Origin of the sequence: Ralstonia pickettii, assembly GCF_030582395.1 — a bacterium.
GTDB lineage: Bacteria > Pseudomonadota > Gammaproteobacteria > Burkholderiales > Burkholderiaceae > Ralstonia > Ralstonia pickettii_D.
Map to the genome: position 1 here is coordinate 1,670,180 of NZ_CP104381.1, position 13,367 is coordinate 1,683,546.

12 protein-coding genes and 1 tRNA gene are annotated in these 13,367 nt (G+C 60.9%); 2 read left to right on the top strand and 11 right to left on the bottom strand.

Translation table 11 applies throughout. From position 1 onward, the window contains the following. Nucleotides 1–155 precede the first annotated feature (155 nt). The 10 genes from clpX to cyoA form a co-directional block, all read right to left on the bottom strand. A complete protein-coding gene (gene clpX, locus N5B55_RS08005) occupies nt 156–1,430 on the bottom strand; it encodes an ATP-dependent Clp protease ATP-binding subunit ClpX (protein ID WP_065856307.1) in 1,275 nt (424 codons plus the stop codon). A gap of 196 nt (nt 1,431–1,626) precedes the next feature. Then, nucleotides 1,627–2,274, bottom strand: coding sequence for an ATP-dependent Clp endopeptidase proteolytic subunit ClpP (gene clpP, locus N5B55_RS08010; protein ID WP_004627017.1), 648 nt, complete (start codon nt 2,272–2,274; stop codon nt 1,627–1,629). A gap of 41 nt (nt 2,275–2,315) precedes the next feature. Next, the gene (gene tig, locus N5B55_RS08015) at nt 2,316–3,659 is read right to left on the bottom strand and encodes a trigger factor (RefSeq protein WP_009238058.1); all 1,344 of its coding nucleotides are present in this window, start codon (nt 3,657–3,659) and stop codon (nt 2,316–2,318) included. A 244-nt stretch (nt 3,660–3,903) separates the two neighbouring features. Beyond that, nucleotides 3,904–5,922: a bifunctional tRNA (5-methylaminomethyl-2-thiouridine)(34)-methyltransferase MnmD/FAD-dependent 5-carboxymethylaminomethyl-2-thiouridine(34) oxidoreductase MnmC gene (gene mnmC, locus N5B55_RS08020; RefSeq protein ID WP_304539711.1), complete on the bottom strand. Its 2,019-nt coding sequence runs from the start codon at nt 5,920–5,922 to the stop codon at nt 3,904–3,906. A gap of 128 nt (nt 5,923–6,050) precedes the next feature. After that, complete coding sequence (locus N5B55_RS08025; RefSeq protein ID WP_304539712.1) at nt 6,051–6,245, bottom strand: hypothetical protein; 195 nt, start codon at nt 6,243–6,245, stop codon at nt 6,051–6,053. Between the two features lie 217 nt (nt 6,246–6,462). Then, the gene (locus tag N5B55_RS08030) at nt 6,463–6,888 is read right to left on the bottom strand and encodes a GNAT family N-acetyltransferase (RefSeq protein WP_304539713.1); all 426 of its coding nucleotides are present in this window, start codon (nt 6,886–6,888) and stop codon (nt 6,463–6,465) included. Nucleotides 6,889–6,903: 15 nt separating this feature from the next. Further along, nucleotides 6,904–7,329 (bottom strand): cytochrome o ubiquinol oxidase subunit IV, encoded by a 426-nt coding sequence (cyoD, locus tag N5B55_RS08035; protein WP_304539714.1) that lies wholly within the window; start codon nt 7,327–7,329, stop codon nt 6,904–6,906. Continuing rightward, nucleotides 7,326–7,991: a cytochrome o ubiquinol oxidase subunit III gene (gene cyoC / locus N5B55_RS08040; RefSeq protein ID WP_304539715.1), complete on the bottom strand. Its 666-nt coding sequence runs from the start codon at nt 7,989–7,991 to the stop codon at nt 7,326–7,328. The genes cyoD and cyoC overlap by 4 nt, the downstream gene beginning before the upstream one ends. Continuing rightward, nucleotides 7,984–9,987: a cytochrome o ubiquinol oxidase subunit I gene (gene cyoB, locus N5B55_RS08045; RefSeq protein WP_304539716.1), complete on the bottom strand. Its 2,004-nt coding sequence runs from the start codon at nt 9,985–9,987 to the stop codon at nt 7,984–7,986. Before cyoB ends, cyoC begins: the two co-directional genes overlap by 8 nt. Nucleotides 9,988–10,087: 100 nt before the next feature. Beyond that, nucleotides 10,088–11,140 (bottom strand): ubiquinol oxidase subunit II, encoded by a 1,053-nt coding sequence (gene cyoA / locus N5B55_RS08050; protein WP_304539717.1) that lies wholly within the window; start codon nt 11,138–11,140, stop codon nt 10,088–10,090. 156 nt (nt 11,141–11,296) lie between these two features. Between cyoA and N5B55_RS08055 the strand changes: the two genes are divergently transcribed. Together N5B55_RS08055 and N5B55_RS08060 are read left to right on the top strand one after the other, a co-directional pair. Further along, nucleotides 11,297–12,616, top strand: a complete 1,320-nt coding sequence (locus N5B55_RS08055) for an MFS transporter (protein WP_065856322.1) — start codon at nt 11,297–11,299, stop codon at nt 12,614–12,616. Nucleotides 12,617–12,769: 153 nt separating this feature from the next. After that, nucleotides 12,770–12,958, top strand: a complete 189-nt coding sequence (locus tag N5B55_RS08060) for a CsbD family protein (protein WP_154206870.1) — start codon at nt 12,770–12,772, stop codon at nt 12,956–12,958. Between the two features lie 319 nt (nt 12,959–13,277). On the opposite strand, the gene N5B55_RS08065 is transcribed toward N5B55_RS08060, so the two are convergent. After that, nucleotides 13,278–13,364, bottom strand: a tRNA-Leu gene (locus N5B55_RS08065). Nucleotides 13,365–13,367 lie beyond the last annotated feature (3 nt).

A 13,367-nucleotide genomic window follows, 5' to 3' on the forward strand; every position in this document is an offset into this window, starting at 1 on the left:
AGTCATGTAAGGGCTAAATTGGGCACAGCGACGGTTTTACAAGACCGCTGCTGCAAGTCGCATGCCGACCCGGTTTCCCGAAGCAAAAAAGCCGCTCGCAAGCGAACGGCTTCCTGCATGGGACGCATACGGCGCATCCCGGCCGGGCATTCGCGTCAGTTGGAACCTGCAACCTTGGGTTGCTCTTCGTAAATCAGCAAGGGTTTGCCTTCGTCGGAGATCGTGCTTTCATCAATCACCACCTTTTGCACGCCCTTGTGGTTGGGGAGGTCATACATCACATCCATCAAAGCGTGCTCGACAATGGAACGCAGACCCCGGGCCCCCGTCTTCCGCTTGATCGCCTTGCGGGCGATTGCCGTCAGCGCGCTAGGACGAATTTCCAGCTCCACCCCTTCCATTGCCAGCAGCTTCTGGTACTGCTTGACGATTGCGTTCTTGGGCTCGACCAGGATTTCCATCAAGGCTGTCTCATCGAGTTTGGCCAGCGTCGCCACCACGGGCAGACGGCCGATCAACTCGGGAATCAGACCGAACTTGATAAGATCTTCCGGCTCCACTTGCGGCAGCACTTCGCTGACGTCGCGCTCTTCCTTGCTCTGTACCTCTGCGCCAAAACCGATTCCGGTCTTGTCCGAGCGCTGCATGATGATCTTTTCCAGACCATCGAACGCGCCACCACAGATGAACAAAATATTGGTGGTATCCACCTGCAGGAAATCCTGGTTCGGATGCTTGCGACCACCTTGCGGGGGCACCGATGCCATCGTCCCTTCGACCAGTTTAAGCAGCGCCTGCTGGACGCCTTCACCGGAAACGTCCCGGGTGATGGAAGGGTTGTCTGACTTGCGTGAAATCTTGTCAATTTCGTCGATGTAGACAATGCCACGCTGGGCCTTATCCACCTCGTAATTGCAGTTCTGCAGCAGCTTCTGGATGATGTTCTCGACGTCCTCGCCCACGTAGCCCGCTTCGGTCAGCGTGGTGGCGTCGGCAATGACGAACGGCACGTTCAAGAGACGCGCCAGCGTTTGAGCCAGCAGGGTCTTGCCCGAGCCAGTCGGCCCGATGAGCAGAATGTTGCTCTTGGACAGCTCGACATCGTCCTTCTTGCCGAGGTGCTTCAAGCGCTTGTAATGGTTGTAAACCGCGACCGCCAGGATCTTCTTCGCCTGCTCCTGCCCGATGACGTACTGGTCGAGGCTTTGGCGAATTTCATGCGGCGTGGGCAGGTCGGACTTGACCGCCAGACCACCTTCTTTTTCAGAGATGGCAGCTTCGTCCCGGATGATTTCATTGCACAGGTCGATACATTCATCGCAGATGAAGACCGAGGGGCCGGCAATCAGTTTTTTGACCTCATGCTGGCTCTTGCCGCAAAACGAGCAGTACAGCAGCTTTTCGCCAGTCGAGCCTTTCTTGTCCGCCATAACGATTACCAGTAGTTCTTGGCAGCATCATACGCCAAATTATCTGGCGACGATCCGCAGGTGTTGTTCCAAGCAAAAACGAGGCGCGAGGCCTCGTTTTTGACACCGCTTGACATGTTTCGTGCGGTTAGCCGGTGTGCCGTAAAACGCACCGGTTACGCCGTCTATACATACATCGGCACATTACCTCGACACTTCAGCGCTTTGCGATGACCTGGTCGATCAGGCCGTATTCCTTAGCCTGTTCGCTGCTCATGAAGTTATCACGATCCGTGTCGCGGGCGATCTTATCGACAGGCTGACCGGTCACTTCCGAGAGCACCGTGTTAAGGCGCTCGCGCAGGTACAGAATCTCACGCGCCTGGATCTCGATGTCGGAAGCCTGGCCCCGCGCGCCGCCCAGCGGCTGGTGAATCATGATGCGCGAGTTCGGAAGCGCCAGACGCTTGCCCTTCGCGCCGGCTGCCAGCAGGAACGCGCCCATACTGGCTGCCATACCCATACAAAGCGTGGACACGTCCGGCTTGATGAACTGCATCGTGTCGTACATTGCCAGACCGGACGATACAGAACCGCCCGGCGAATTGATGTACAGCGAGATGTCCTTGTCCGGATTCTCACTTTCCAGGAACAGCAGCTGTGCCACCACGAGGTTGGCAGTCTGGTCGTTGACCTCGCCCACCATGAAGATCACTCGCTCCTTGAGCAGGCGCGAGTAGATATCGTAGGCGCGTTCGCCGCGGCCCGACTGCTCGACCACCATCGGCACCAGACCGAGCCCCTGCGTTTCGAGCGCGGAAGCTTGGGTACGGGCAAGTTGGTCGATCAGTTCATTGCGGATCATGCGGTTCTCCGGTGCTTATTTCGGAAACTTTATCGATCGAATCAGCCTTGCGCCGGCGTGGCGGTCAGCTCTTCGAACGACACGACCTTGTCAGTCACCTTGGCCTTGTCGCACACAAAATTTACCACGTTGTTTTCGAGCACGTAGGCTTCCATCTCAGCCAGGCGCTGTTGGTCACCGTAGTACCAGCGGATGACTTCCTTCGGATCTTCGTAGCTCTTGGCGAACTCTTCGATCTCAGCCTTGATCTGCTCCGGCTTGGCTTCCAGGCCGTTGGCCTTCACGACTTCGGCCAGCACCAGGCCCAGCTTCACACGGCGCTCGGCTTGCTGCGTGAACATCTCCGCCGGGATCGGCATGTTCTTGGCGTTCGGCATGCCGCGCGATTCTAGGTCGCGGCGCGCCATTTCGACCAGACGCTCCTGGTCTTGCTCGACCAGCGACTTCGGCACGTCCAGCTCTGCCACCTTCAGCAGCGCTTCCATGACTTGATCCTTGAGCAACGCGTGCGTGCGGCGCTTGACCTCACGCTCGAGGTTTTCGCGGATGTCGGCGCGCATCTTGTCGAGGTTGCCGTCGGCGATGCCCAGCGATTGCGCGAAGGCTTCATTGACTTCCGGCAGGTGCGCCCACTCAACTTGCTTGAGCGTGACAGTGAACTCAGCCGTCTTACCGGCGACGTCCTTGCCGTGGTAATCCTCGGGGAACGCCAGCGGGAATTTTTTCGATTCGCCTTGCTTCAGGCCCAGCGTGGCTTGCTCGAACTCAGGCAGCATGCGGCCTTCGCCCAGCACGAAGCTGAAACCTTCAGCCTTACCGCCGGCGAATTCCACGCCGTCGATCGTGCCGACGAAATCAACCGTCACGCGGTCGCCGTCTTGGGCCACTGCAGCACCGCCGTCACCGTGCTCGCCGGCTTCGCCGCGCGGGTGGTAATGCACGCGTTGCTTGCGCAGGATGTCGAGGGTCTTGTCGATTTCGGCATCGGTGATTTCGGTCTTGGTGCGGGTCAGTTCCGCACCGGCCAGATCGCCAAGCTTCACTTCCGGGTACACCTCGAAAGTGGCGTCGAACGCGACTTGGTCATCGGCCACGCCTTCGGTCTTCAGCTCGAAGCGCGGTTGGCCGGCGACCTTCACGCCCTGCTCGTTGGTGATGTCGAAGAACTGACGGGCCGCCTTGTCGTAGCGGACTTCGAATTCGACTTGTTGGCCGTATTGCTTCTCGACCATCTTCATCGGGACCTTGCCCGGGCGGAAGCCGGACATCTTGACGGTCTTGGACAGACGCGCCAGACGGCTTTGCTTCTCTTGCTCCACTTCGGCCTTCGGGACAGCCAGGGTCACTTTGCGATCAAGCTTGCCGAGGTTTTCGATAGTCGACATGGTCGTAATTCCAGATTCAGAAGATGGTTGCGTCGAACGGCGCAGCGCCAGCAGCAGCCGTGGTTCAAAGTTCTTGGTCTTGCCGGGCTTGCAGGAATGCGGCGCGAGGGCCGCTTCAATGCACAATGCACGGCACGTCGGGCGCGTTCAGGCTGGCAAACGCAAAACGCATATTATGGCATGGAACGTTCGGCGGCCCTGATTTTTTGGGTCGGAACGCTTGGAAAACCCTTCAATCGGCGCGTCAATCCAGCGGTTCCGCAGCCTTGCTTTCCGTGCGTGCGGCGCCCTGTCCTTGGAGGCCTCCGTGTTGCAACGCACGCAGGACAAAGCGGCCAGGGTCGAGCGCTGCCACCAGGTCGGATTCCAGGGGGAGCGGGCCACCGTCAATCTGTGCCGCCAGCAACTCCGCGCCCAGTACCGACCATGTGAGGCCGCGCGAACCATACGCAAGTGCGGCATACAGCCCGGCAAGGCGAGGCAATTGCGCATGCGGCCCGCGCAAGCGAAAACCGGGTACCGCAGCGGCGGCCTCATCCGCCAGCGGACCGATCAACGGCAACCGATTGGCCGAGACGCACCGCACCCCGACATAGCCTCGTAGCTGGGCAGGGTCGAGCTTTGCCAGCGCGCCGGCTTGGCCCGGTTGCAACGCGGTCAGCCGCCGGAGATTGGCGACGTGATCGGCGACGCGCTCCGTCAGATCGGATGCGCCCGGTTGGAATGAGGAACCTATGCGCACTGACTGTGCGCCCTGCTCGGCGGGCAAGAGGTACCCCTCGCCGCAAACAACGGCCTTTGGCCACGCGGCGCCCGCTTGCAATGCAGTGACGGGCACGTCGGTGAGTTGACCGCGCACTGGCTTGAGCGACGCGGATGTCAACGGCGCCAGACGTGCCGCACCGAGACTGTTGGCGAGAACGATGACCGGCGCCCTGGCAATCACATCTCCGTGCGCGTCCAGCGCCGCCCATTGATCGCCGTCTTGGCGCAGCGATTCGACACGCGTGTTCCAACGTGCATCGACAGCGGCCCCGGCAGCGGCGAGATTGGCACGGCAAATGTCCGGCGGTGCGACCCAGCCGGCTTGCGCAAACCACCACCCTCCCTGCGGAACGCTGGCTCCGATGCGTTCGGCGGCCTCCTCCACATTGAGCCAGTCGATGTAATCGGTTGGATAGCCGAGCGCTTGCACGATGCGTTGCTGCTCGATGGCGTCGCCGGCGTGTTCAGCGAGTTGCAGGACACCGGTGCGTTGGAAACCTGTGGCGAAGCCGGCGCGATCCAGCGCGTCCCAGTGGCGGCGCGCAAGGAGATTGCCTGCGCGCGATAGCCGCGACAGCACGCTGTCGTCGATGGACACATGGGGATGCATGGCCGCTGCACGATGCGCAGACGTGCCACGCGCGGGGCCCTCGTTTTCATCGATGAGCGTGATGTGCCAGCCGCGCGATGCGAGCCGTTCTGCAACGGCGCAGCCGGCAAGCCCGGCGCCGAGCACGATGGCGTGATGTTGGCTCCAGACCGGCGCTTCAGCCGGTCCGCGCCGCGTGCGCCAGTGGGTTGGAAATTGCGCGACGGTCATGTCGCGTTTGGAGCCGAAACCGGGCGCCTTGCGCACCTCGAAACCAGCTTCCTGCAAGCCGCGCCGCACAAATCCAGCGGCGGTGTACGTGGCCAATGTCGCGCCGGCGCGCGCTACCCGCGCAAGCTGCTTGAACACGCGCGGCTGCCACAAATCCGGGTTTTTTGCGGGAGAGAAGCCGTCGAGATAAAACGCGTCGGCAGCGCACGACAGTTGGGGCAGCGTCTCCATCGCGTCACCAAACAGCAGCGTCAGGGTGACGCGGCCGCCATCGAGGGCCAGGCGATGCACACCCGGCATGGGCACGGGCCACGATTGACGGAGCATCTCGGCGAGCGGCGCCAGCGGGCCGCCTTGTGGATGCACGATCGACAAGCCGGCGCGATCGAATGGGTGCTTCTCGATCGAAACGAAATCGAGTCGCGCGCAACGCCGCGGATCGTCGCGCCACGCGGCCCACGTGGCAAGGAAATTCAGACCTTGGCCGAAACCTGTTTCGACAATGGTGAAGCTTCGCTTGCCCTGCCACGCCGAGGGTAAGTCATTGCCGCCCAAGAAGACATGATGCGCCTGCGCCAGACCGCCTTGAGAGCTGTGATAGACGTCGTCGTATTGCGCGGAGAACGGCGTGCCGTCCGACGTGAGCTGAGGCGTGGCGAGAACGAGGCCGCGTGGCATGAAACACCCTGGGAGGAAGCGCAGAATTGTAACGCTGCCCCTCCCGCGTGCCTTGACCTGAAGCAGTCGGGCTGCCGAGGAAATTTGGAAAGGAGTGCCAGGAATCGGTGTGGCGCAGCAAGACGGCCTTAACCGACATCGCCTGGAGACCTGTGGCGCCACGCCATCAGAGCAACCGCGAGCGCGGCCACCGACAGGCCGATCGCCAGCCCGGTCCACCGCCCTGAGCGACGCGCTTCCTCGGCCTGCTCGCGCGCCTCGATCGCTTGGCGCACGGCCTCCCAGAAGGCCTCGCGGTGCTCGTTCTCGTCAAAGATCGACATGGCGCGCTTCCCCGTTATGCATGCCTTGCCCTGTCATCGTAGGGAACGTGCGGCGGGTATGCCACCGCGCGTTTCGCGTAGGAGGCGGTGTTCCATACGCCGAAGGAGGCCCACGCTGTCATTGCCACCTACGGGCGATGCGGTGCCCGTCACTAGCCGCTTCCTGGAGTACCTCAAAGCCGCGGAGCAGGACAAGGTCAAACCTTGGAGACTCAACTCACAACGTCTTGCTCAGGAAAACGCGGCTCGTGCCGGGCGGATCGCACGGGACCTCTCCAAACCGTACCCAGCCGTTTCGTTCGTAAAACTCCGGCGCCTGAAAGCTGATCGTATAGACCACCGCAGCGCGACATCCCCTGCGGCGCCCTTCTTCCTCAAACCTGCGCAACACCTCGGTTCCGATGCCCATGCCGCGCAATGCCTGGGGCAGATGGAACAGATCGAGGAACAGCAAGCCGAGCGACGTGCGACCACTCGCGCCGCCCACGACATCGCCGCTGTGGGGATCTCGGACGAGCACCGCAAGCGGTCGCCGGTCGCCATAGCCGACGTGCATATCGTTGAACTGGTTCAGGCCGTTCCCGATGATCTGAATCCATTCATCATCCGCGTCGTCGGTAACGATAATCTCTGGAGCGCGCATGCAGGTCCAATGCGTCTATTGCGTCCGGGCAGGCAGGACGGTAGGCGTCGTCTGCGCGGGCCGCATGTGCGGCATCATGTTTGTATTCAGGTGGTACATCACCCAAAGCGAACCACTGAGCGTGATGACAACCAACACCAACGTGAACATCAGCGACAGCATGTTCCAGCCGCCTTCGGATTTGGCGTTCATGTGCAGGAAAAAAATCATGTGCACCACGATCTGCACCGCACCGATGAGCAGGATTGTCACGGCGGTGGTTGACGATTTGTCGAAGACGTTCGCCATTACCAGCCAGAACGGAATCGCCGTCAGGAAGACAGACAGAACGAAGCCCGTCAGGTAACCGCCCAGTGTGGCGTGCGGCCCGATCTCTTCTTCGTGGTGATGGCCCTCGTGGCCATGACCGTGGCCGTTCATCGTTTGATCTTGCGCGCTCATGGCAGCGTTCCCATCAGGTAGACGAAGGTAAAGACGCCGATCCAGACAACGTCCAGAAAGTGCCAGAACATCGACAGGCACATCAGCCGACGCTTGTTGGCCGTGATCAGCCCGTGCTTGGACACTTGCACCATCAGCACGATGAGCCAGATCAAGCCAAACGTCACGTGCAGCCCGTGCGTGCCGACCAGCGAGAAGAACGAAGTCAGGAATGCACTGCGCGTCGGCCCCGCACCCTCGTGGATCAGGTGAGCGAATTCGTAAAGCTCGACCGCAAGGAACGCGGCACCGAAGACCCACGTGATGGCCAGCCAGATCTGCATGGCCGACACCTTGCGCTGCTGCATCTGCAGCATTGCAAAGCCGTATGTAATGGACGACAGGAGCAGGAAAGACGTGTTCAGCGCCACCAGCGGCAACTCGAAGAGCTCCGCCCCGGTAGGCCCGCCCGCGTATTCGCGGCCCAGTACGCCATAGGCGGCAAACAGGCAAGCAAATATCAGGCAGTCGCTCATCAGGTACAGCCAGAACCCGAGCAACGTGCCGTTTGGCACGTGCGGTTCTTCGGTGACGTGGAACTGGTAGCCTCCCGGCGGTATGTCATCCACCGTGGTGGTACCGCTGGGGGCGGTCACATGCAGGGATGCGGTCGTTTCAGCCATGGCCTGCCATCAGTTGGGTGCGCGATGCTTCGGTCCGGATCACCTCTTCCGCCGGAATGTAGTAGTCGCGCTTGTAATTGAAGGTGTGGATGATCGCCGAGATGATCGTGGCCGCGAACGACGCGATGGCCAGCCACCAGATATGCCAGATCAGCGCAAAACCGCACAACGTGGAGAGCCCCGCCAGCACGATGCCGGCGGCGGTGCCCTTTGGCATGTGGATCGGCTTGAAGCCCTCCTGCGGACGCCGGTAACCGTACTGCTTCATCTGCCACCAGGCGTCGGCGTCATGTACGAGCGGCGTCATTGCGAAGTTGTATTGCGGAGGCGGAGAGGAAGTCGACCACTCCAACGTCCGGCCATTCCATGGGTCGCCGGTCGTGTCGCGGAGTTCCTCTCGACGCAGGAAGCTGACCACCAGCTGGATCAGGAAGCAGGCAATGCCGACGGCGATCAGCAAGGCGCCCAATGCGGCAATCTGGAACCAGATCTGCAAGGACGGATCCTGGAAATGGTTCATCCGGCGGGTGACCCCAAGCATGCCCAGCCAGTACAACGGCATGAACGCGATGTAGAAACCGACAAACCAGAACCAGAACGAGGCCTTGCCCCACGACGACACCAGGCGGTATCCAAAGGCCTTGGGAAACCAGTACGTAATGCCGGCCATGAGACCGAACAGCACCCCGCCAATGATCACGTTGTGGAAGTGTGCAATCAGGAAGAGGCTGTTGTGCAACGAGAAATCGGCCGGCGGCACCGCCAGCAGCACACCGGTCATCCCGCCAATGACGAACGTCACCATGAACCCGACCGTCCACAACATCGGCGGCTCGAAACGGATCTTTCCGTGATACATCGTGAACAGCCAATTGAAGATCTTGGCGCCTGTCGGGATGGAGATAATCATCGTCGTGATCCCGAAGAACGAGTTGACGCTGGCGCCTGACCCCATGGTGAAGAAATGATGGAGCCAGACCAGGTAAGACAGCACGGTGATGACGACCGTGGCGTACACCATCGACGCGTAGCCGAACAGGCGCTTGCGGGAGAACGTGGCCACTACTTCGGAGAAGATGCCGAACGCGGGCAGCACCAGGATGTAGACCTCGGGGTGCCCCCAGATCCAGATCAGGTTCACATACATCATCGCGCTGCCGCCCTGCTCGACGGTAAAGAAATGGGTGCCCAGGTAGCGGTCCAGCGCAAGCAGCGTCACGGCGGCCGTCAGCACCGGAAACGCTGCAACGATCAGCGTGTTGGTGCACAGCGCCGTCCAGGTGAAGATCGGCATGCGCATCAACGTCATGCCGGGCGCGCGCATCTTGACGATGGTGACCAGCAGGTTGATGCCCGATAGCACGGTCCCGACGCCCGCTATCTGTAGCGCCCATATGTAGTAATCGACGCCCACATCGGGGCTGGCAACGATGCCCGACAGGGGTGGATAGGCCAGCCAGCCGGTGCGTGCGAATTCGCCCACGAACAGCGACATCATCACCAGGACGGCGCCGCCTGTGGTCATCCAGAAGCTGAAGTTGTTGAGGAAGGGGAACGCCACGTCGCGGGCACCGATCTGCAGCGGCATGACAAAGTTCATGAGCCCCGTCACCAGCGGCATGGCGACAAAGAAGATCATGATCACGCCGTGCGCGGTGAAGATCTGGTCGTAGTGGTGCGGCGGCAGGTAGCCCAGGTTGTCACCAAAGGCCACCGCTTGTTGTATTCGCATCATGACGGCATCCGCAAAGCCGCGCAGCAGCATCACGATGCCCAGCACGACATACATGATGCCGATCTTCTTGTGGTCGATGCTGGTGAACCATTCACGCCAGAGGTAACCCCAGACGCGGAAATACGTCAGCGCACCGACCAGCACGAGACCGCCCAGCGCGACGACCGCGAACGTGGCGAGCAGGATCGGCTCGTGATACGGAATGGCCTCCCACGTCAGGCGGCCAAAAATCATGTTGGCGAGTTCAGAACGCTCGGGCATGGATGTCACCTGTGCCTGTATTGACCAATTCTGGCCGATCAATGTTGGCGAAAAACATCAACGGGGCGAAAAGAGCGAAAAGCCGAGGGTAAGTCTCGGCCTACCGCAACAACCTTCGACCGTCGTTGATGGCCGCATCCGCCGCAAACATGGGCATGACATCGACCGTGTTGCTGGCGGTACAGATTTCCGCCGTCGGGTCGAAGCGCTTCACGTTGCGGTTGCTCGCCATGGTGTTGGCCAGGCATGCCTGGCCGTCCACACAGCGGTTCAGGATGCGGTCATAAAGGTCTGGCGCCACGCTGGCGTAGCGCTGCACGGGTTCGCTCTCGCTCGGCTTGGCGAGCTTCAGGTAGGTGTCTTTCGACAGCGACGTGCCAGAGGCCTTGACCTGCTGGACCCACCGGTCGAACTCGTCGTTCGGCAGCCCGTGGAATTTGAACCGCATGTGCGAGAAGCCTTCGCCGCTGTAGTTGGAAGAGAACCCGTCATAGACGCCGGGCCGGTTGATCACCGCATGAAGCGTGGTTTCCATGCCCGGCATCGCATAGACCATGCCCGCAAGAGAAGGCACGAAGAACGCGTTCATGACCGAGGTCGCCGTGATCTTGAACGCAATGGGCCGGTCGACCGGGGCGGCCAGTTCGTTGACGGTGGCGATGCCCTGCTCGGGATAGACAAACAGCCACTTCCAGTCCATTGCCACCACCTCCACGGTAAGCGGCTTGGTCTCGGCGGGTATCGGGCGATCCTGATCCAGCCGCGTCAGCGGCCGATATGGATCGAGTTGATGGGTGCTCACCCAGGTGATGGCGCCCAGCGTAATGATGATCAGGAGCGGCGCAGCCCAGATGGCCAGCTCCAGCACGGTGGAATGATCCCAATCGGGGTTGTAGTGCGCGTTTTCAGCGCTCTCCCGATACCGCCATGCAAACAACAGCGTGAGCACGATCACCGGGACGATGATCAGCAACATCAGACATGTCGCAATGATGATCAGATCCCGCTGTCGCACCGCCATGTCGCCAGCCGGCGACAACAGCACCGCGTGGCTACAACCTGTAAGGGTCACCAACAAGGCAATTGCTGCACCTCGCCAAAGCGACCTTCCCGTAATTCCAAGGGGTGTCACTACTGCATTGAAGCGTGGCATGGGTCTCGGAAGTGGCGTTTGATTAACGTCGCGCTGGGATGGCCCAACGATCTTTCGACTTGTCGTTGCAGTTTAGGCGCTATTCTGGTCTTGTGATGACGGACTTTTTGATCGCCGTACGACACCCCTCCCCCGAATCCCGATGGAGACTCAACGATGGCAAGTCTGACCCACCAGCATCGCGCGTCGCCCACTGCACCGCCCGCCCCAGGACACCATGAAGTTGCTCCGGCAGAGATTGCCATAGGCGTCGTGATCGGGCGCGCGTCGGAGTACTTCGACTTTTTCGTCTACGGCATCGCGTCGGTGCTGGTGTTCCCTTCGGTCTATTTTCCGTTTGCGAGTGAATTGGCCGGTCTGCTGTTCAGCTTCACGGTCTTCTCGTTCGCCTTTATCGGGCGCCCGTTCGGCACAGCCCTGTTCATGCGCATCCAGCGCCGATGGGGACGCAGTACCAAACTGACGGCGTCGCTCTTCCTGCTCGGCACGGCCACAGTGGGCATTGCGTTCTTGCCGTCGTACGCAACGATCGGCCATTCGGCCATCTATTTGCTGGCGCTCTTCCGCTTCATGCAGGGCATTGCGTTTGGCGGCTCGTGGGATGGCCTGCCCTCTTTGCTGGCGCTGAACTCCCCTGAAAACAAGCGCGGCTGGTATGCCATGGTCGGGCAGTTGGGCGCCCCGACCGGGTTCATCATCGCCGGGGCGCTGTTCCTGTTCCTCTACACCAGCCTGACGTTTCAGGAATTCATCGATTGGGGCTGGCGTTATCCGTTCTACGTCGCCTTCGCCATCAACGTGGTGGCGCTATTTGCACGTCTGCGGCTGGTGGTGACGCACGAATACACGCAACTGCTTGAGGAAGAACAGCTGGAACCCATCAGCACCCTGCAGATGGTGAACGCGCAAGGGTTCAACATCTTCCTGGGGGCCTTTGCCGCGCTGGCCAGCTATGCGCTGTTCCACCTGGTCACTGTCTTCCCACTGTCATGGGTATCGCTGCGCAAAACGCAAAGCGTGCCTGCCGTGCTGACCGTCCAGATCATCGGCGCTGCGATCGCCTTTGTGGGGACACTGGTTTCCGGCCTGATTGCAGACCGTTTCGGCAGACGCACCACGTTGGCGGCAATGGCCGTGCTGATCGGCCTGTTCAGCCTGGCCGCGCCGTGGCTGCTCGATGGCGGGGTTGCAGGGCAGGACACCTTCATTCTGGTCGGCTTCGGCCTGCTGGGGTTGTCCTACGGTCAGGCGGCCGGGGTGGTGACATCCAACTTCGAGAGCCGATTCCGCTATACGGGTGCGGCCCTGACGACCGATTTCGGCTGGTTGTTCGGTGCAGCATTTGCACCACTCGTGGCGCTAGGTTTGTCGTCCTTGTTCGGGCTTGGAGCGGTAAGCCTGTATCTGCTGTCCGGTGTGGTCGGGACGCTGGTGGCGCTGAGAATCAATCAAGCGCTCGGAACCCCCGACGCATAACGTGGATGCCGGGCACGTGAGCCCGGGCATACGTGTGCATACGGCCGGCGTTCGGTGCCGCACCGCAGTTGCCAGCACGCCGCAGCCACGCTCAGGCACGCCACCTGCTACACACTCGCAGTGCGCAAGAGCGCATTTTCAAAGGAGCAGACCATGAACAAGGATCAAGTGAAAGGTACTGTCGAGAAAGTGAAAGGCAAGGTCAACGAGGTAGTAGGCAAAGCAACGGACAACCCTGCCCGCGAGCTGAAGGGCGACCTGCAGCAGGCCGGCGGTCAAGCTCGCAAGAATGCGGGCGACGTCAAGGAAGCAGCGAAGGACATTGCAAAGAAGTCCCGCTGAATGGCGTCCACATGGGCGCGGCCCGCTAGCGCTCATGTGGACAGCCGACAAAAAAGGGGACCGGGTGGTCGCCTTTTTTGTTTGTTCATACGTCTGCAGAAGAGGGGCCGAGCGCGCATCGGCTTCGGACGACCGGAGGCCTTCAGCAAGGTGGCACCCGGATGACAGTGTGGACCGCCGGAGAACGGTCGACGTCTGCTAGGCCGCCGGCGCCCTCAAAGATCGAACGCGGTCAAACCGTGCGAAAAAGCCCAATGCAGCAAAACGGCTGAATTTTCAATGATTTGAAAATCCAAGTCGTGGATCTTCAAGGGAGTTTTGGTGCGAGGGAGGGGACTCGAACCCCTACACCATTGCTGGCGTCAGGACCTAAACCTGGTGCGTCTACCAATTTCGCCACCCTCGCCGG